This window comes from Rhodococcus sp. ARC_M12 (assembly GCF_022810385.1).
GTDB classification, from domain to species: domain Bacteria; phylum Actinomycetota; class Actinomycetes; order Mycobacteriales; family Mycobacteriaceae; genus Rhodococcoides; species Rhodococcoides navarretei.
In genome coordinates this window covers 56882-76173 of the sequence record NZ_JALGQI010000019.1, presented here as the reverse complement: position 1 = coordinate 76173, position 19292 = coordinate 56882, and the positions used below count along the sequence as shown (strand labels likewise).

Here is a 19292-nt window from a genome sequence, read left to right as displayed (position 1 = left end):
CATCGGAGAACAGGGAGGGGAATCGAGATGATCGAGAACGCATTGCAGGAGTTGAAGACTCGGATCATGCTGTTCGGCGTGGAGGACGACGGCATGTCGACCGCGGAGTACGCGATCGGCACCATCGCGGCTGCGGCATTCGGGGCGGTGCTGTACACGGTGGTGACCGGCAACAGCATCGTGACGGCACTGACGGGGATCATCGATCGAGCGCTGAACACTGCCGTCTGAGCTTGGGCGGTGACGGACTCTCGTTCGCTTGCGGACGAGGATCAGACGATGGTGCCGTGACGGTGGAGGCGGCGTTCGCGATCGCGTCCATCGTCGCGGTGATCGTGGTGTGTATCGGGGCGATCGTGTCGGTGACGATGCACATCGGGTGCGTCGATGCAGCCAGGGAGGCAGCTCGATTGGCGGCCAGGGGTGATACGGCCCAGGCTGTGTTGATGGGGGAGAGGGTTGCGCCGGAGGGCGCTCGGGTCACGGTGACCGAGGATGGGGAGTTCTTCGTCGCGCGGGTGGAGGTGGCGAGTCCGCTGCCGGGATTGACGTTGTCTGCGGAGGCGGTTGCGGCTGCGGAACCGGTTGCAGCGGAGTGAGGCTCGCATTCCAGAGGGCGCTGCAGGACGACGAGGGCGGCGCGACGGTGTTGGCGGCGCTGGCGATGTCGGCGTTGATTGCGTTGGTGGTGATGGTGATTCACGTCGGCTCGGCGTTGGGTGCTCGTCATCAGGCGCAGTCGGCGGCCGATCTCGCGGCCCTGGCCGGGGCAGGGGCTCTCGATCGCGGGGCGTCCGATGCGTGTGAGACGGCGCGGGGGTTGGCGGGGCGAATGGGCACAGAACTGCGGGAGTGCACGATCGACGAGTGGGATGTGATCGTGACGGTCGGCCAGCCGGTGTTCCTCGGACGCTTCGGGATGTCCGACGCGATCGCCTCGGCGCGGGCGGGGCCGGGGTGAGGGACAGCCCGTCCGCCGGCCCGCCCGCCAGAATCGCAAACGCGCGCGCGTTTGCCAGGTGCGCGTGGAATCGTCCCGTCTGGCCGACGATTTCGCGTGCGTTCAGCGAATGCGCGCGCGTTTGCCTCGAACCCAAGCCTCGAACCCCAGCCTCGAACCCAAGCTTCGGCCCCCAGGACCGAGGACCTCAGCCCGTGGCCGAGATGTCGCCACGGCGTCGACGGGTCGCGGCAATCCGTCCGCAGTGGTCAGCTCGACGTGAACGTGCGCGCACCTGATTGCAGGGGAGCGAATCGGGTGAGTTGTGTGACGTGCTCCGGGGTCAGTTCCGCAAGTGAATTGACCTGCAGCAGTTGCATGGTGCGCACGATTTCCTCGCGCAGTATCTCGATCATCCGGTCGACGCCGGCGCGCCCTCCGGCCATCAGGCCGTACAGATACGCCCGGCCGACGAGCGTGAACGATGCACCCATCGCGATGGAGGCGACGATATCGGCACCGTGCATGATGCCGGTGTCGATGGCTACCTCGAAATCGGAGCCGACTTCGCTCACCACCTGAGGCAGCAGATGGAACGGGACCGGAGCGCGATCGAGTTGTCGGCCTCCGTGGTTCGACAGGATAATGCCGTCGACTCCGAGTTCGGCGAGACGTGCCGAATCTGCCACTGACTGAACACCTTTGACGACCAGCTTGCCGGGCCAGATCTCCCGGATCACGTCGAGATCCTCGAACGAGATGGACGGGTCCATCGCCGAGTTGAGTAGTTCTCCGACCGTGCCTCCGGTGGACGACAGCGATGCGAATTCGAGTTTGGCCGTGGTGAGGAAGTCCCACCACCACCAGGGGCGCGGAATGGCGTTGGCGATCGTCGACGCGGTCAACTGCGGAGGGATGGAGAAGCCGTTGCGCTTGTCGCGCAGACGCGAGCCTGCAACCGGTGTGTCGACCGTGAACAGGAGGGTGTCGAAGCCTGCTTTCGCGGCGCGTTCGACCAACCCGAACGAGATGTCGCGGTCTCGCATGACGTAGAGCTGGAACCAGTTGCGACCGTTCGGATTGGTGGCCTTGACGTCCTCGATCGACGTGGTGCCCAGGGTCGAGAGGCAGAACGGAATTCCAGCAGCTCCGGCTGCGGCAGACCCGGCGTACTCACCCTCGGTCTGCATCAGGCGGGTGAACCCCGTCGGTGCGATGCCGAACGGCAGCGCGGAGGGCCCGCCGAACACCGTCGTCGAGGTGTCAACGTGGGAGACGTCGCGCAGGATCGAGGGGTGGAATTCCACGTCGCGGAAAGCCTGTCGAGCCCGCGACAGCGAGATCTCGGCGTCGGCGGCACCGTCGGTGTAGTCGAATGCCGCGCGCGGGGTGCGTCGACGGGCGATGGTGCGGAGATCGTCGATGGTGAGTGCGGCGTTGAGGCGTCGCCGACGCAGATTCAGATCGGGCTTCTTGAACGAGAGGACCTCGCGCAGGTCGGTAGCTTTGGGCATCTGCCGGGTGATGGGCATGTCATGGTCTCGATTCTGTGCAGTGTTTCGGTCAATGTTGACAACGACGGGTCAGGGAAGCATCCAGGCCAGTACCGAGCTCTGCAGTCCGACCAGGAGGCAGATGGCAAGCAGCAGGCCGAGGCTCCACCAGATGACTTTTCGGAATATCTCGGACTCTCGACCGACCAAACCCACCGCGGACGCGGCGATGGCGAGATTCTGCGGGCTGATCATCTTTCCCACCACACCACCCGAGGTGTTGGCGGCGACCAGCAGGGTGGGGTCGATGCCGGCGTTGATCGCGGCGGTCTGCTGCAGCGTCGCGAACAGTGCGTTCGCGCTGGTGTCCGAACCGGTGACTGCAGTGCCCAGCCACCCGAGGATCGGGGAGAGGTAGGCGAAGAATGCGCCGGTGCCGGCAATCCAGGTACCGATGGTGATGGTTTGCCCCGACTGGTTCATCACGTAGGCGAGTGAAAGGACCGCGCCGACCGTGAGTGCGGAGAATCGAAGTTTGATCAGGGTGCTTCCGAACAGGCGGACGGCGTCGGGAGCGCTGACGCGATAGACGGCAGCGACGATGACGCCACAGATCAGCAGCAATGTTCCCGGTGTCGACAGCCATGTGAACTTGTAGATGGTGGTGGTGGCAGGTGAGCCCGCCGCGGTGAGGATGTTGCCGTCGAGGCCGGGCCACGGAACCGCGATGTCGGTCGACGCCAGGAACCTGGTGACCGGCGACCAGAGTTTGGCCACGCAGAACACCGCGATGATCAGTAGATAGGGAAACAGTGCAAGCCACACGCGCTGCGTCGTCAGGGGCGTGGCCTCGAGGGTGCGAGTGGCGACGGGTGCAGGTGTGATCGGAGCGGGGCCCGAACTGCCCGAACTGCCCGAATCGAGATTGGCGTCTCGGTCCAAGAGGATGCGCTCACGGGCTTCGTCGGATCCGGCCGGCTTCCAGAACCGCAGGACGACCACTGCGGCAGCGATGCCTGCCAGCGAGGCGATGATGTCGGTCAGCTCGACCGAGATCCAGGTTGCACTGACCCACTGGGCAATGGCGAACACGACACCGACGGCCACGGCGACCGGCCACGTCTGTGCGACACCGCGTCGACCATCGGTGAGGAACGCGATGAACAGTGGTACGAACAGGGCGATGAACGGGGTCTGGTGGCCCACGTACGCGCCGATCTCGTGGTAATCGATGCCCGTCAGGTTGCCCGCGGTGAGGATCGGAATGCCGATGGCTCCGAACGCAACCGGAGCTGTGTTGGCGAGCAGTACGACGACTGCTGCGCGCATCGGAGCAAAACCGATGGCCAGGAGCATGACGCCCGTGATCGCGACGGGGGCACCGAATCCGGCGAGCGCTTCGAGTAGTCCACCGAAGCCGAACGCGATGATGATTGCCTGGATGCGCGGATCGTCGGAGATGGCGTCGATGATGCGGCGTAGATCGTCGAATCGCCCGCTCGCCACGGTCAACTCGTACAACCAGATCGCGCAGATCACGATCCACACGATCGGGAACAACCCGAAGACGAAGCCTTGGGTGGCAGACAGCCCGGCCAGGTTTACCGGCATGTCGTAGGCGAAGATCGCGACGGCCAACGCGACGGCGAGCCCGGCCAGGCCGGCGAAGTGGGCTTTCCATCGAAGAATGCCCAACGCGACGAAGACCGTCAGCAGCGGTAGACACGCCACCGCGGCGGACAATCCGATGCTGCCCGCGAGCGGTTCGAGATCGGGTGTGTACACAGTTGCTCCATTCCAAGACCTTCAAGGTGTGTGAGGTCTGACCACATGATGAATGCTATGGATCACACTCGATGGGGTCAAGAGGCTGAGGCCACAAACCTTCTTCTGGTTGGATGACCGATATGGCTGACGACGCTGGACGGGCGCAGAACGAACCGCTTTCGTGGAAGCCGGTGCGGCGCGCCCGCGCGCACGAGCTGGTCATCGACGCGATCGAGGAGCGGATCATGGCAGGTGATCTCCGGGTCGGGGATCCGCTGCCGCCCGAGCGGGAATTCGCAGCTCAGCTCGACGTCAGCCGGGCCGGGGTCCGGGAAGCGGTACGCGTCCTCGAGAGCAGCGGAATTCTGCGCTCGTCACCGGGATCGGGGCCAGGGGCCGGCACCTTCGTTGCGGCTCTGCCGCGGCCGGCGCTCACTCGTCTCCTTCGCCTGCACGTAGCGCTCGCCAACTTCAGGATCGACGACTTGATCAGCACCCGAGTGGCTCTCGAGCGGGCAAGTGTTCACCTTGCTGCGGTCGCGCCTGATCAGGACAAGCTCGAGCAGGCCAGGAACGCGGTGGACATCATGGCAGCGCGGGGTGTCACCCGAGAGGTCTTCAACGACGCCGACACGAACTTTCACATCGCGTTGGCCGAGGCCTCGGGTAATGACTTCGTTGCGTCGCTCACCGCGGCAATCCGAGAATCGATGCGTGCGCCCATCCTCGCTGCGTTGTTGGAGATCGAGGATTGGGACTCGTTGGCAGACAAGCTGAATGCCGAACATCGGCAGATTCTGGCCGCCGTCGAAGCCGGTGATGCGGAGCTCGCAATGAAGTCGGCCGAAGAACACATCCGATCGTCCGCTGCGGCACTGTCCATTCGCAGCCGGACGGACCCGTCGTGACACATCGGCGGTGACACCGTCCCTGGTTACGCATCGGGTTGCACGCGCACAGGCTGTTTCGGGATCGGTGTATCCACCGGTTCGAGCTGCGCCACGACGGTTGTCGTGCCGAGCCGTGCATTCGCCCGGGGGTGCGATCGGCCACAGGGTCTACCGACGAATCCGAAATGAGGACCAAAGTAACTAGTGGCAGCGGACCGGCCGGCGTCATCGTGGACACAAGAGGCGTCCGCGTCGTCGTGGCTGCCTGACCCGACAGTTTTCTCGAAAGGTGCGAGAACGCCATGAACGCTGTGCATGGAAAATCGACGCAGGGGGTCCGTGCGCACCGCATCGCGCCGACTCCGCTCGTCGGAATCGCCGTCGTGATTGCCTACATCATCGTCGTTGCGGGCATGCAATTCGCCTCGGGGATCGACTACGGCGACTGGTTCGCCACCACCGACAATGTCTACCGAACCGCGGTCATTCCATTGGCGGTGGGATCGGTGCTTCTCGTCGCGTTTCTCTTCTGGGCGCGATGGGACTCGATCTGGCGGGACTCGGTGCGGCTGCCCATGTCGGTAGTTCTCTGGGTGCCGCCGATTCTGTTCGGTCTTGCCATCGTCCCGCGGCTGATCGCCGTCGACTGGGCGGTGGTCGGCGCAGACCTGATCGTGGCCGTGGCGCTGACGGCGGTGCTCGTCGGATTCGCCGAGGAGGTGCTGTTCCGTGGAATCTTTCTGCGCAGCATGCGAAGCGGCGGGCGGCCGGAGGCCTGGTGCGCGTTGTGGACAGCGGTCGCATTCGGTCTGTTCCACATTCCGAACATCTTCATGGGACAGGGACCGTCCGGCATCTTCCAGGTTGTGCTGGCGACGTTCAGTGGCTTCGTTCTCTACCTGTTCCGGCGCGGGTTCGGGCTGATCGTCGTCGCGATGTTCTTCCACGGACTGTGGGACTTCTCGGTGTTCCTCGATGGAGACTTCGGCGACGGGGTGCTGCACGATCTGAGCCTGCCCGTCATTCTGCTCGTCGTCATTGCGACAGCCGCGGCTGCTGTGGTCATCGTCAAACGTGAATGCGCGGTGGTGCAATGAATCCTGGCTCACCCCTCGCGAGTGATGGCCGCCAGTACCGAAGTCAACACTCGAACAGCACCGTCTTTGTCCAGTGGATCGTTGCCGTTTCCGCACTTGGGTGATTGCACACAGGACGGGCAGCCGGTCTGGCATTCGCACGAGACGATGGCGTCTTTCGTGGCCGTGAGCCAATCGGCGATGGCCACGTGACCGCGATCGGCGAATCCCGCTCCGCCGTCGTATCCGTCGTAGACGAAGACCGTGGGCAGGCCCGTATCGGGATGCAGGGCCGTCGAGACTCCGCCGATGTCCCAGCGATCGCAGGTCGCCACCAGAGGGAGCAATCCGATGGCAGCGTGTTCTGCCGCGTGCAGCGATCCGGGGAATCGTTCGTACGGAACACCGCTGTGCTCCAACAACTCCGGTGTGATCGTGTACATGACGGCTCGGGTGTCGAGGGTCTGTGCAGGCATGTCGAGTTCGATGGAATCGAGTACCTCGCCGGAGAGGAGGCGTCGCAGATATCCGACGACCTGATGGGTGACGTTCACCTGCACCAGCGCGACGCGTACCTCGCCGTAGTCGATGGATTCGTGCACCGCGGTGATCGAGATGTCGGTGACCTCGCGGGCCGAGGTGTTCCACTCGGGCTGCTCCGCGTGCACCAGCGCGAGACCGGCATCGAGATCGAGTTCGTCGACGACGAACGACTCACCCTGGTGGATGTGGACGGCACCCGGGTGGGCGGTGGCAGGAGCTCGACCCCCGTCGACGGTGCCCAGCATGCGGCCCGACTCGCCGTCGACGATGGCCACCTGCACACCGGTTCCGCCGCGAATGTTCACCGCACCGTGCGGTGAGAGTTGCTGGCCCTCGGGAGTGATGAACCAGCCGTGCGGACGCTTGCGCACGTAGCCCTTCAGCTCGAGCTCTTCGAGTACCGATTCCGCGCTCAAACCCTCGGCCTCGGCCAGCGTGATCGGCAGTTCGACTGCAGCGCAAAGCAATTGCGGAGCAAGGATGTACGGGTTGGTGGGATCGGTGACGGTCGCCTCGACGGGCTTGTCCAGCAGCGCTGCCGGGTGGTGCACCAGATACGTATCGAGCGGATCGTCGCGCGCCACGAGCACCAGCAGCGAGCCCTCCCCGCGTCGCCCGGCCCGGCCACCCTGCTGCCAGAACGACGCGACGGTGCCGGGGAAACCGGCGACGATCACCGCGTCCAAACCGGCGATGTCGACGCCCAATTCGAGCGCATTGGTGGTCGCGACGCCGAGTAGGGTGCCGTCGGACAGATCGGATTCGAGCTTGCGCCGGTCCTCGGCCAAATACCCTGCGCGATAGGCGGCGACGCGTCGTACCAATTGCGGATCGACGTCGGCGAGAATCCTCTGGGTACCCAGCGCGGTCACCTCGGCTCCGCGCCTGGACCGCACGAACGCCAGCGTTCGGGCACCCTCCACCAGTAGGTCGGCCATGATGCGCGACGCTTCCGCACCGGCGGACTTCCTTACCGGAGCGCCGTTTTCGCCGGTGATCTCCTTGAGCAGCGGTGGTTCCCACAGTGCGACGGTGCGGGCCCCGTGCGGGGACCCGTCCTCGGTGATCTCCTCGCAGGGCGCTCCGATGAGTCGACTGGCTGCTCGCCCCGGTTCGGACGTCGTCGCACTGGCGAGCACGAACACCGGGGATGCTCCGTACCGTTCGCACAGACGTCGCAACCGACGCAGCACCAAGGCCACGTTGGATCCGAAAACGCCACGGTAGTAATGGCATTCGTCCACCACGACGTATCGGAGATTGCGGAGGAAGCGCGACCACCGCTCGTGCGAGCCGAGGATGCCGAGATGCAGCATGTCGGGATTGGTGAAGATCCACCGCGCATTGGCGCGGGCCCACTGACGTATTTCGATCGGGGTGTCGCCGTCGTACGCGCTGGGGAACACCTCGGCGAGTTCGTCTGACACCGAACGTAACTCGTCGGTGATCGAGATCGTGGTGCGTAGCTGATCGGCACCGAGGGCCTTGGTGGGGGCCAGATACAGTGCGGTTGCCCGGGCATCGGTGGACAGTGTCGTCAGAATCGGCAGTTGATACGCCAGCGATTTACCCGAAGCGGTGCTCGTCGAGAGCACCACATGATTGCCTTCGGCCGCGAGTGTTGCCGCCTGCGCCTGATGCGTCCACGGTTGTGAGATCCCACGAGAGGTGATCACCTGCACCACTTCCGGGCCCACCCACGACGGCCAGGAGGCGAACTGCGAGGCCCGTGCCGGCAGTTCGGCGACGTGGGTCAACGGGCTTTCGCTCGCGGGCGATCCAGCCAACACTCGATCGAGCAACCGCTGCCCGTAACTCCCGACATCCGCACTGCCGTGCGGATGTGTCTCGCTCACTGCCGGTCTCCATGCATTCGTTCGATCTACAAGTGCCGTCGGGCTCTTCGCGACCAAACCTTATGCTAGCGCGCACCCTGCTGGGTTCGTTCGTGCCCTGGTGGCAGCGGCTGTTCGCCCGTCGGACGTTGTCCGTTTCGACAACACGGACAAATTGTTCGAAAAGGGTCGACTTTCGACTGTTGCGAACGCTGAACTCATGGTTCACTTGTCCCGGTCGCAGCTTCTGTGTTCGTTCTACGCTCGCAGGATCTATCGTTGCGGGCGCGGTACTGGAAGAGCTCGTCCGTCAGGGGGAATCCTGAGGGGGATTCGTAGAAAGTGCAGCGGTCGGAACCGGCCCGATGGACCGAAAGTGCGCTCCATCGAATCCGGTGTTAGAAAGAGAAGGAAAAGCATGGCTCAGGGAACTGTGAAGTGGTTCAACGCCGAAAAGGGCTTTGGATTCATCGCACCAGAAGACGGCTCCGCTGACGTCTTCGTCCATTACTCCGAGATTCAGGGCAGCGGCTTCCGCACCCTCGAGGAGAACCAGCGCGTCGAGTTCGAGGTCGGTCAGGGCACCAAGGGTCCTCAGGCAACGGGCGTTCGCGCAGTCTGATTCTCTTCTTTTCGGAGTCGAGAACCGTCATCCCCCTTTCCCATCGGTCTTGCAGGACCGATGGGAAAGGGGGATGTTTCGTTTCCGCGAACCACCGGGGTGTGCCGAAAGCCGTGAGCGCGGGCGTCGATGTCCTAATGTCCATGCTGTGAACCAGCTGTCGTTCTTCTCCGCCGAGTCGTTGCCGCCCGCGGTGACCGATCTCAGTGGGCTGCTGGCTGCCACCGGCCATGTCGTCACCTCCGCGGGTGCGGCCCGAATTTCCGTCGTGGTCGACGCGCAGTGGCGCGCGGATGCCATCGCCGAACTCATCGAGCAATGCGGTCTGACGCCGGAGCTCGGTCGATCGGAAGAGGACAGGCCACTGGTGCGTACGGCGTCGGTGCCCGAACTGTCCGCATTGGCGTCTCTGTGGACCAAGGGCGCGGTCAAGGCCGTCCCGCCCGGGTGGGTACCGGGTTCGCGCGAACTGCGCGCCTGGGTGCTCGCGTCGGGTCGCCCCGAGGCGGAGGGCGAACGCTACGTGTTGGGCCTCGATCCGCACGCGCCGGAGACTCACTCCGTCCTCGCTCAGTCGTTGATGCGCGCGGGCATTGCTCCGACGCTCATCGGCACTCGCGGCTCCAATCCGGGCCTGCGAATCACCGGTCGACGGCGGCTGTTGCGCCTCACCGAGAACGTCGGGGAGGCTCCACAGAACGTGGACGCGCGTACCAATTGGCCCCACGCCGAGTAGGACGATCTATGACTGATCTGCGAGTATTTGGCCGACGTATGTCAGTCTGTTAGTAGTGGGACAGGCAAATCTGCCTGTGAAAACGCACTAGGGAAGGTTCGGCAGCAAGGTGGCAGCACGTAACAACGGCACGGGGGACAGCTCCGCCGAGCCACGTCGTCTGGTCATCGTCGAGTCTCCGACCAAGGCAAAGAAGATCGCCCCGTACCTCGGGAGCAACTACGTCGTCGAGGCCTCCGTCGGCCATATTCGCGACCTTCCCCGCGGTGCCGCGGACGTCCCCGCCAAGTACAAGGGTGAGCCCTGGGCGCGTCTCGGCGTGGACGTCGACCACGATTTCGAGGCCCTCTACGTCGTCTCGCCCGAGAAGAAGAGCAAGGTCGCAGAGCTCAAGAGCCTGCTCAAGGACGCCGACGAGCTCTATCTCGCCACTGACCCCGACCGCGAGGGTGAGGCCATCGCTTGGCATCTCCTCGAGACCCTGAACCCCAAGATCCCCGTTCGACGCATGGTGTTCCACGAGATCACCAAGCCGGCCATCCTCGCTGCTGCGGCCGACACCCGCGACCTGGACCAAGACCTCGTCGATGCCCAGGAGACCCGTCGTATCCTCGACCGTCTCTACGGCTACGAGGTCAGCCCGGTGCTGTGGAAGAAGGTCATGCCGAAGCTCTCGGCAGGCCGAGTGCAGTCGGTCGCCACCCGCATCGTCGTCCAGCGTGAACGCGAGCGGATGGCGTTCCGCAGTGCCGAGTATTGGGATATCTCCGCCACGCTCGACGCCGGAGCCGACGCCACGCCGCGCAGTTTCGGTGCCCGTCTGGTCAATGTCGACGGCAATCGCGTCGCCGCCGGCCGCGACTTCGGGGCCGACGGCAAGCTCAAGTCCGACGCGGTCACCGTCCTCGACGAACCCCGTGCCCGACGCCTCGCCGAGGCTCTCGAAGGCGTCGATCTGACGGTCGCGTCCGCCGAGGACAAGCCCTACACGCGTAAGCCGTACCCGCCGTTCATGACGTCGACGCTGCAGCAGGAAGCCGCCCGCAAGTTGCGCTTCAGTTCCGAGCGCACCATGCGTGTTGCGCAGCGGCTGTACGAGAACGGCTACATCACGTACATGCGTACCGACTCGACGACGCTGTCCGCGTCGGCGATCTCGGCGGCACGCACCCAGGCGACCGAGCTCTACGGACCGGAGTACGTCCATCCGTCGCCGCGTCAGTACACCCGCAAGGTCAAGAACGCGCAGGAGGCCCACGAGGCGATCCGCCCGTCCGGTGACGTCTTCCAGACGCCCGGTCAGTTGCACTCGGCCCTGCAGACCGACGAATTCCGGCTCTACGAGCTGATCTGGCAGCGCACGGTTGCGTCGCAGATGGCCGACGTTCGCGGCACCACGCTGACACTGCGCATCACCGGAACGGCAGGAACCGGCGAGGAGTGCACGTTCTCCGCATCGGGTCGCACGATCACGTTCGCCGGCTTCCTCAAGGCGTACGTGGAGAGCGTCGACGATCAGGCCGGCGGACAGTCCGACGACGCCGAATCTCGTTTGCCCGCACTGGTTCAGGGCCAGGCCGTCACCGCAACCCAGCTCGATCCCGACGGTCACACCACCAACCCGCCCGCGCGTTTCACCGAGGCGTCGCTCATCAAGACGCTCGAGGAACTGGGAATCGGTCGGCCGTCGACGTATTCGTCGATCATCAAGACCATCCTCGACCGCGGGTACGTCTACAAGCGCGGCAGCGCACTGGTGCCGTCGTGGGTGGCGTTCTCGGTGGTTGCTTTGTTGGAGGCGCACTTCGGGCGTCTGGTGGACTTCGACTTCACCGCAGGCATGGAGGACGACCTCGACGCCATCGCGGGAGGCCGTGAGCGACGCGGAAATTGGCTGCAGAGCTTCTACTTCGGCGGCGAGACCGGTGCCGAAGGTTCGGTGGCCCGCTCCGGTGGCCTGAAGAAGATGGTCGGCCAGAATCTCGAAGAGATCGATGCGCGCACCATCAACTCCATCCGCTTGTTCGACGACTCCGAGGGTCGCGAAATCCATGTGCGCGTAGGCCGTTACGGTCCGTACCTCGAGCGCATGGTGAAGAACGACGACGATCCCGACGGGGATCCGATCAGCCAGCGCGCCAACCTGCCCGACGATCTCCCGCCGGACGAGTTGACGATCGACTTCGCCGAAAAGCTCTTCGCCACACCGCAAGAGGGACGCAAGCTCGGTGTCGACCCGTTGACCGGTCATGACATCGTGGCCAAGGAAGGTCGTTTCGGGCCGTACGTCACCGAGATCCTGCCCGAGCCGGAACCCGAACCCACACCTCCCGAGCCCGACATCGTCCCGGTGCCGTCCGGTAACGACGGTGACGGCGGCGGTGGCGTCAAGACTGCGGTGAAGAAGGCCGCGGCCAAGAAGACTCCGGCCAAGAAGGCGGCTGCGAAGAAGGCGACCGGCCCCAAGCCGCGCACCGGTTCTCTGCTCAAGTCCATGGACCTGGCGACCATCACGCTAGAGGATGCGCTCAAGCTGCTCTCGTTGCCGCGCGTCGTCGGAGTCGATCCGGAGTCCAAGGAAGAGATTCTGGCGCAGAACGGTCGCTACGGCCCGTACCTGAAGAAGGGCACCGATTCTCGCTCGCTCGCCGACGAGGATCAGATGTTCACCGTCACGCTGGAAGAGGCGCTCAAGATCTACGCCGAGCCCAAGCGTCGGGGTCGTCAGGGTGAGGCCAAGCCGCCGCTGCGTGAGCTGGGCGTCGATCCGGTCAGTGAGAAGCCGATGGTGATCAAGGACGGTCGCTTCGGGCCGTACGTCACCGACGGTGAGACCAACGCGAGTCTGCGCAAGGACGACGAGGTCGAGTCGATCACCGACGATCGTGCGTCGGAGTTGTTGGCGGACAGGCGTGCTCGTGGACCGGTGAAGAAGAAGGCTCCGGCCAAGAAGGCCGCTGCGAAGAAGGCTCCGGCGAAGAAGGCCGCAGCGAAGAAGGCTCCGGCCAAGAAAGCCGCGGCCAAGAAGACCGCTACCAAGACCACTGCTGCGAAGAAGGCTCCGGCCAAGAAGAGCCCGGCGAAGAAGACCGACAGCGAATAGCCGGTCGAGCTCGAAGTTGTGGACGTTTGTCGTGCCGAACGCGTCCGTAACTTCGAGTTCGCGGGTTCGGGTTGTCGGCCCCAACCACTAGGGTTGCGTGCATGGCGGGTGTGTTCGATCGATTGGTCGGTCAGGAAGATGTCGAGGCCGATCTGACGGCCGCAGCGGTGGCTGCTCGCACCGGCGTCGACTCGTCGGCGATGACGCATTCGTGGCTGTTCACCGGCCCGCCCGGGTCCGGTCGTTCCATCGCCGCCCTGTGTTTCGCGGCAGCATTGCAGTGCACCACCGAGGGCGTTCCGGGGTGCGGTCACTGCCAGGCCTGCTCGACGACCATGGCCGGTACCCACGGTGATGTGCGACGCGTCGTGCCCGAGGGATTGAGCATCAGCACCAAGGAGATGCGCGACATCGTCTCCATCGCCTCGCGTCGACCCAGCACCGGGTTGTGGCAGGTGGTCGTGGTCGAGGACGCCGACCGGCTCACCGAAGGTGCCGGAAACGTACTGCTCAAGGTCGTCGAGGAGCCGCCCGCGCGGACGGTATTCCTGTTGTGCGCGCCGTCGGTCGATCCGCAGGACATCTCGGTGACTCTGCGCTCGCGGTGCCGTCACGTCTCGCTGGTGACGCCTACGGTGCCGGCGATCGCGCAGGTGCTGCAGACGCGCGACAAGCTCGACGCCGAGACGGCCGAGTGGGCCGCGTCGATCAGCGGTGGCCACGTGGGCAGGGCGCGCCGTCTCGCCACCGACGAGGATGCGCGGGCGCGGCGTAAACGGGCACTGGCGCTGGCGTCGGCTGCGGCCCGGCCCAATCAGGCGTACCTCGCGGCGGAGGAGCTGGTGAAGGCTGCCGAGGACGAGGCCAAGGAGATGAGTGCCTCGCGTGACGAGGCCGAGACCGAGGAGCTGCGGACTGCTCTGGGCGCAGGCGGTACCGGGAAGGGTGCGGCGGGCGCGCTGCGTGGCTCCGCCGGGGTGCTCAAGGATCTCGAGAAGCGGCAGAAGTCGCGTGCCACCAGAACCGGTCGCGATTCACTCGATCGCGCGCTGATGGATCTGGTCGGACTGTATCGAGATGCCCTTGCGCGCTCGTACGGATCGACCGCGACCGCGACGCACCCCGACATGGCCGAGCAGGTCGAGCGCATGGCAAAAGCGGTGCCGCCCGAGGCGCTGCTGAAGAGTATCGAGGCAATCCTCGAATGCCGAGAGTCGTTGGCGGTCAACGCAAAGCCGAAGTTTGCGATCTATGCGATGGTGGCGACGCTCGGGGATGTCCTGCGCTAGGAGCAGGCCGGCATCGAGGCTCGGGGGAGGGCGATTTTAGTTTCGACGGGCTCCTCCGTTAGACTCACCAACGCCGAAAGGCACGCCGCCTTAGCTCAGTCGGTAGAGCATTTCACTCGTAATGAAAAGGTCAAGAGTTCGATTCTCTTAGGCGGCTCCACCAGCAGGCCCCCGACATGCAACAGTGTGTCGGGGGCCTTTTCGGTAGCGCGATCCAGCGCCGAATCGACCTGTTCGCCGCGTCGTTCCTGCAAAATCAGTTCATGCGAACTGACGAGGTGCACAGCGCTCGTGACCTGATGACGGCAATCGTCACCACCGGCGCCGGTGGCTACGACACACTCGTCGTGTCCGAGGTGCCCACGCCAGTGCCGGGTCCGGGTGAGGTGCTCGTGCGAGTTCTGGCGGCAGGGATGAACAACACCGAAATCAACACGCGCGTGGGCTGGTACTCCGACGGCGGGTGGAACGATGCGACGCCCTTTCCGCTGATTCAGGGCACGGACTGCTGCGGGGTCGTGTGCGCGGGTGCCGGGACCGAGGAATCCATCGTCGGTCGCCGGGTCCTGGTTCGATCGTGCATGCGTGTCGACGGATTCTCGTCGGGCGAGACGCGCTGGCTGGGTTCGGATATGGACGGCGCGTTCGCCCAGTTCGTCGTCGTTCCGGCGAGCGAGGTCTTCGTGGTCGATTGTGATTGGACCGACGCCGAGCTGGCGACCATTCCGTGTGCTTACGGCACGGCGGAGAACATGATCGCCCGCGCGGGACTTCGTCGAGGGTCGACGGTGCTCGTCACCGGTGCCTCGGGTGGAGTCGGTTCTGCCGCAGTACAACTCGCCGCCCGACGCGGCGCGCGCGTGATCGGCGTCGCGAGCCGCGCCAAGCACGACCAACTCCGCGAACTCGGCGTCGACGAGGTCTACGCGCGCGACGCAGATCTGGTGGGCACCCTCGGCACGCATAGCGTCGATGTGGTGATCGACAACGTTGCCGGCGACGGTTTCGGTCCCCTGCTCGACCTTCTCGTTCGTGGGGGAACGTACGTGTCCTCGGGTGCGATCGCGGGACCCCTCGTCGCGTTGGATCTACGGACGATGTACCTGAACGATCTGACGCTCCTCGGCTGCACAGCGTGGAATGAGGAAGTGTTTCCGAACCTCGTGTCCTACATCGAAGCGGGTGAAATTCGTCCGTTGCTGGCCGAGTCGTTTCCGCTCGAGCAGATCGCGGCGGCGCAGCAGCGCTTCCTGGAGAAGGACCACGTCGGAAAGTTCGTGCTCGTTCCTCCGGTGGTCCTCGATCAGGCGTGATCTCCAGGCACACTGGATGGAGTGTTCGCCTCCCTCGCCCCGGCTCGCCGTCGTCTCGTGTTCGCTGTACTCGCTCTCCTCCTGGTCGGAATCGTCGCGGCCGTGGCTGCTTTCGTCGTCACGCGCCCCACGAGCGACCCCGTCGCGAGCGTCGACCAGTCCGTTCCCGGCCCGGTGCTGCTGATCCCCGGGTTCGGCGGTTCCACCGAGTCGTTGGACGTGCTCGCGGCCGAACTGCGGGAGGATGGCCGCGACGCGACCGTCGTAGCCCTGCCCGACGGCGGCGTCGGCGACCTGACCGTGCAGGCGGGCACCCTGCGTGACGCCGTCGACGCGGCTCTGACTCGGACGGGAGCGACCTCGGTCGACGTCGTCGGGTATTCCGCAGGCGGGGTCGTCGCCCGGATCTGGGCTGCCGATCTGGGCGGTGCCGAGCAGGCCCGACGCATCGTGACCCTCGGCTCCCCGCACCACGGCACCCAGGTGGCGGCTCTGGCGGCCCAGTTCGTGCCCGACCAGTGCGCGGCCGCTTGCCAACAGCTCGCCCCGGACAGCTCCGTACTCACCGCCCTGAACTCCGGCGACGAGACGCCCGAGGGCCCACAGTGGGTGTCGATCTGGACCGAACTGGATCAGGTGGTGACCCCGCCGACCTCGGCCAGCCTCGACGGCGCGATCGACATCCCCGTTCAGAGCGTATGTGCGGATTCCACCGTCGACCACGGAAATCTGCCCCGCGATCCTCTCGTCGGCGCGATGGTCTCGGCCCAGTTGGACGGCGATTCCACCGTCGAACTCGGCGCAGCTGACTGCAGCCGTCTCAGCTCGTGATGTCCTTGGTCGTGAAGTTCGCCCACGCCGCTCCCAGGAGGACCACGACGTAGACGCCCTGTAGACCCACGCCGCGCATCAGGTCCCGCGTCGGCACCGGGTCGCGGAAGAGATCGACGAAGGCCAGCCAGTACCGCGTCGGCAGATACGGCGCGATGGCGTCGGCGGCGTCCAGCGTCAGCAGCAGCGAGCTGGCGATGAGGAACGCCAATGCGCCCAGCGTCGCGGCGAGCGGAGAGTCGGTCAAGGTCGACAGAAACAGGCCCATGGCGGCGACTCCGAGCATGGACAGCGTCACGTAGAGCACGGCGATGACGGTGCGCGCGGCGACCTGCTGATCGGTCAGCACCGTGCCGGACACGCTGGAGACGCCTGCCAACGTCGTCGTATCGAACAGCGTCGTGCCGACGAAGTATGCGACAGCGGCAACGATGACCACGGCCAGAAGCACGAAGGCGGCCACCGAGATCAGCTTCGCCACAAGAAGCTTCGTCCGTCCCACCGGGCGGGCGAGCAGGTAGCGCAGGGTGCCGGCCTGGGCCTCCCCGGCGACGGCGTCGCCGGCGATGACCGACACCGCTACGGGCAGAAACAGTGGCAGCACGATCGCGAGCGCGGCGAGCGGGAAGAGCTGGCCGTTGGTGAGTACCGCAGAGAGGAAGGCTGGGCCTTCGCCGGGCCGCGGGCCGACATCGGTGAGGGCCAGCAGGCCCGCGACGATGGTGGGCAGCAGATTGAGCAGGAGGATGACGACCCACGTGCGGGGACGGCTCAGCATCGCGCGCAGCTCGACGCCGATCATGCGGTCACCTCCGTCCGGGTGGAGCGGACGGGACCGTCGACTCGGTCGGCGCTGGTGCCGGTGGCGGCCAGCACGGACTGCTCCAGACTCATCTGCTGCGTCATCAGCTCACTCACCCGCACCCCGCCTTCGACGAGCAATCGATTGAGCACGGCAGCATCCGGGTGTTCGATCACGAGCTGCTGCCCGTCACGCTGCATCACGGTGGCGTTCTGGACTCCGGAGAGCACCGTCACCGCGTCGGCCGGGTCGGGGGTGCGCACGAGCACCCGCCCGGTGGGCTGCTGGAACGCGGAGAGCTGATCCTGCAGAACGAGGCGACCCCGATCGAGCACTCCCACTCGGTCGCACAGTTGCTCCACCTCGGCCAGCAGGTGGCTGGAGAGGAACACCGTGGTGCCCTTTGCATGCAGGCCCAGGAGCAACTCTCGAATCTCCAGAATTCCCTGTGGATCGAGACCGTTGGTCGGCTCGTCGAGGATCAGTAGCTCGGGCGTGCGCATCAGTGCCGCCGCCAAGCCGAGGCGCTGTCGCATGCCGAGCGAGTACTGCTTGACCGGTCTGCGTCCCACCCCGCCGAGCCCCACCTGTTCGAGGGCCTCGCCGACGCGGGCGGTCCGGCTGCGACGGGAACCACCCGGCCCGGCCGCGTCGAGCAGGGTGAGGTTCCGGCGTCCCGAGAGGTTGGGGTAGGCGGCGGGGTTCTCGATCAGCGCGCCGACCCGCGGCAGCACGCTCCTGCGTCGCCGCGGCATCTCCTCGTCGAGTACCTGCATCTGCCCGGAGGTGGCCAGGACCAGCCCGAGCAGCATGCGCACGGTCGTCGTCTTGCCGGAGCCGTTGGCACCGACGAAGCCGTAGATGTCGCCGGCGCGCACGTCCAGGTCGACGCCGTCGACGGCGCGCACCGATCCGTAGCTCTTGGTCAGACCGGTCGTGCGGATCATGTGGCTGCTCCTTCGAGCTGCTGGGCGGCGGTGGCCAGGGTTTCCGCGGTGACGGTGCCGGAGAGCAGGTAGCGTCGCCGGTCGCCGGTGGGCTCGGTGATCAGGACGTTGAGCGGGCCGATCGACAGTGCGACGCTGCCGCCGTCGACGACTGCGCCCGGGGCAGCCCGCAATTGCTCGACGAGCCCGCGCGCGGCGCGGCGCGGCAGCGGAGCGGCGATCAACTCCGTCACACCGCGGCCGTATATTCCCACCGCAGCCTGGCCGCCGCGATCCCTCAGACCGAGTCCGGACAGAGTCGACGGAAGACGGGCGGAGTCGATCCGGTCGGCGAACGAGGCGACGTCGAGACCGTCCTGCTGCTGCACATCGGTACCCGGCGGCGGGACGAAACGGACGGTAGCGGCGTCGGGGGTGGCGGAGGAGAAGTCGAGGAACGCGGTGCTGACGATTGGGCGAGCGGCCCCGTCGCCCAGCACGTCGACCTGCAGCGGCAGCCCAGTCTCCGGGTCGGCCCACACGTCGACCTCGGTGATGGTGCTCTGCGGCTCGCCGGGGATCAGCCGGAGACCGGGGGCGTCCAGGCCGGCAATCCGACGAGTCGGCAGCCGGGTGACCTCATCGGCGGTCGCCTCGCTGAGCAACCGCTGCCCGAGCTCCGGGGGCAGCAGGTCGGCTTGGCGAGGCAGGCGCAGACTCGGCTCGGGGACCGGGGTCACCACGGCCGTGTTCTGTTCGTAGTCCCAACTCCACAGTCGCGCCGGGCTCCGGTACAGACCGCGCTCTCCGGCGAGGCGCACGGTGTCGATGCGCCAGCTGTCCGGGCTTCGATACCAGGCGCGCAGGGTCGTGGTGTCGCCCAGCAGATCCGGTAGGCCGCCGAGTCCGTCGGTGACCGGCAGTGTGACGCCACCGACCGCTTGGGCGTAACCCGAATACGGGGTCGCGGTGGAGGACTGGACGCGAGAGAGCAGTTCGGCCGCACCGATGTCCGACGCGCCGACGGGCAGGCGCTCGATCACCGAGGGCGTGGCGACGAGCACGGCGACGCCGAGCATCACCGCCAGCCACCGCCACTTCTTGTGCACCTCTTCGACCGTACGGA

Annotated in this window: 17 protein-coding genes, 1 tRNA gene and 1 pseudogene; 13 read left to right on the top strand and 6 right to left on the bottom strand. The window is 65.8% G+C overall.

Translation table 11 applies throughout. From position 1 onward, the window contains the following. Positions 1 to 27 precede the first annotated feature (27 nt). Genes MTX35_RS21935 through MTX35_RS21925 form a run of 3 tightly spaced genes read left to right on the top strand, consistent with a single transcriptional unit; the run spans position 28 to position 961 of the window. Entirely contained in the window at positions 28 to 231 is a 204-nt protein-coding gene (locus MTX35_RS21935) for a DUF4244 domain-containing protein (RefSeq protein WP_032395244.1), read from the top strand. A gap of 56 nt (positions 232 to 287) precedes the next feature. Beyond that, a complete protein-coding gene (locus MTX35_RS21930; protein WP_243597001.1) occupies positions 288 to 599 on the top strand; it encodes a TadE family type IV pilus minor pilin in 312 nt (103 codons plus the stop codon). Further along, positions 596 to 961 carry an Rv3654c family TadE-like protein gene (locus tag MTX35_RS21925; RefSeq protein WP_308198160.1) on the top strand — a complete coding sequence of 122 codons (366 nt, stop codon included), beginning with the start codon at positions 596 to 598 and terminating at the stop codon, positions 959 to 961. The genes MTX35_RS21930 and MTX35_RS21925 overlap by 4 nt, the downstream gene beginning before the upstream one ends. A gap of 248 nt (positions 962 to 1209) precedes the next feature. Here the strand turns inward: MTX35_RS21925 and MTX35_RS21920 are convergent, their stop codons facing one another. Then, a complete protein-coding gene (locus tag MTX35_RS21920) occupies positions 1210 to 2472 on the bottom strand; it encodes an alpha-hydroxy acid oxidase (protein ID WP_243597000.1) in 1263 nt (420 codons plus the stop codon). Positions 2473 to 2523: 51 nt separating this feature from the next. Continuing rightward, positions 2524 to 4218 (bottom strand): L-lactate permease, encoded by a 1695-nt coding sequence (locus MTX35_RS21915; protein ID WP_243596999.1) that lies wholly within the window; start codon positions 4216 to 4218, stop codon positions 2524 to 2526. Between the two features lie 113 nt (positions 4219 to 4331). On the opposite strand from MTX35_RS21915, the gene MTX35_RS21910 reads away from it, so the two are divergent. Then, a complete protein-coding gene (locus tag MTX35_RS21910) occupies positions 4332 to 5108 on the top strand; it encodes a FadR/GntR family transcriptional regulator (RefSeq protein ID WP_243596998.1) in 777 nt (258 codons plus the stop codon). A 284-nt stretch (positions 5109 to 5392) separates the two neighbouring features. Then, the gene (locus MTX35_RS21905; protein WP_243596997.1) at positions 5393 to 6187 is read left to right on the top strand and encodes a CPBP family intramembrane glutamic endopeptidase; all 795 of its coding nucleotides are present in this window, start codon (positions 5393 to 5395) and stop codon (positions 6185 to 6187) included. A gap of 8 nt (positions 6188 to 6195) precedes the next feature. On the opposite strand, the gene MTX35_RS21900 is transcribed toward MTX35_RS21905, so the two are convergent. Continuing rightward, a complete protein-coding gene (locus MTX35_RS21900; protein ID WP_243596996.1) occupies positions 6196 to 8565 on the bottom strand; it encodes a DEAD/DEAH box helicase in 2370 nt (789 codons plus the stop codon). 397 nt (positions 8566 to 8962) lie between these two features. Here MTX35_RS21900 and MTX35_RS21895 point away from each other — a divergent pair, with 397 nt between their 5' ends. From MTX35_RS21895 to MTX35_RS21865, 8 genes and pseudogenes are all read left to right on the top strand, one after another. After that, the gene (locus tag MTX35_RS21895) at positions 8963 to 9166 is read left to right on the top strand and encodes a cold-shock protein (protein WP_005248460.1); all 204 of its coding nucleotides are present in this window, start codon (positions 8963 to 8965) and stop codon (positions 9164 to 9166) included. 148 nt (positions 9167 to 9314) lie between these two features. Next, the gene (locus MTX35_RS21890) at positions 9315 to 9902 is read left to right on the top strand and encodes a hypothetical protein (protein ID WP_243596995.1); all 588 of its coding nucleotides are present in this window, start codon (positions 9315 to 9317) and stop codon (positions 9900 to 9902) included. 109 nt (positions 9903 to 10011) lie between these two features. Next, positions 10012 to 13005: a type I DNA topoisomerase gene (gene topA / locus MTX35_RS21885; protein ID WP_243596994.1), complete on the top strand. Its 2994-nt coding sequence runs from the start codon at positions 10012 to 10014 to the stop codon at positions 13003 to 13005. Between the two features lie 117 nt (positions 13006 to 13122). Continuing rightward, positions 13123 to 13161: pseudogene (locus tag MTX35_RS26300) on the top strand (hypothetical protein). Then, the gene (locus tag MTX35_RS21880; protein WP_374230344.1) at positions 13158 to 14294 is read left to right on the top strand and encodes a DNA polymerase III subunit delta'; all 1137 of its coding nucleotides are present in this window, start codon (positions 13158 to 13160) and stop codon (positions 14292 to 14294) included. The pseudogene MTX35_RS26300 and the gene MTX35_RS21880 overlap by 4 nt, the downstream one beginning before the upstream one ends. An 84-nt stretch (positions 14295 to 14378) precedes the next feature. Beyond that, positions 14379 to 14454, top strand: a tRNA-Thr gene (locus tag MTX35_RS21875). Between the two features lie 103 nt (positions 14455 to 14557). Continuing rightward, a complete protein-coding gene (locus MTX35_RS21870; RefSeq protein ID WP_243596993.1) occupies positions 14558 to 15607 on the top strand; it encodes a zinc-binding dehydrogenase in 1050 nt (349 codons plus the stop codon). Between the two features lie 21 nt (positions 15608 to 15628). Then, positions 15629 to 16438 (top strand): triacylglycerol lipase, encoded by an 810-nt coding sequence (locus MTX35_RS21865; RefSeq protein ID WP_243596992.1) that lies wholly within the window; start codon positions 15629 to 15631, stop codon positions 16436 to 16438. Here the strand turns inward: MTX35_RS21865 and MTX35_RS21860 are convergent. Genes MTX35_RS21860 through MTX35_RS21850 form a run of 3 tightly spaced genes read right to left on the bottom strand, consistent with a single transcriptional unit; the run spans position 16428 to position 19275 of the window. Continuing rightward, positions 16428 to 17240, bottom strand: coding sequence for an ABC transporter permease (locus MTX35_RS21860; RefSeq protein WP_243596991.1), 813 nt, complete (start codon positions 17238 to 17240; stop codon positions 16428 to 16430). The genes MTX35_RS21865 and MTX35_RS21860 overlap by 11 nt on opposite strands. After that, the gene (locus tag MTX35_RS21855) at positions 17237 to 18187 is read right to left on the bottom strand and encodes an ABC transporter ATP-binding protein (RefSeq protein WP_243596990.1); all 951 of its coding nucleotides are present in this window, start codon (positions 18185 to 18187) and stop codon (positions 17237 to 17239) included. Before MTX35_RS21855 ends, MTX35_RS21860 begins: the two co-directional genes overlap by 4 nt. Further along, positions 18184 to 19275, bottom strand: a complete 1092-nt coding sequence (locus tag MTX35_RS21850) for a hypothetical protein (RefSeq protein WP_243596989.1) — start codon at positions 19273 to 19275, stop codon at positions 18184 to 18186. Before MTX35_RS21850 ends, MTX35_RS21855 begins: the two co-directional genes overlap by 4 nt. Positions 19276 to 19292: the final 17 nt, after the last annotated feature.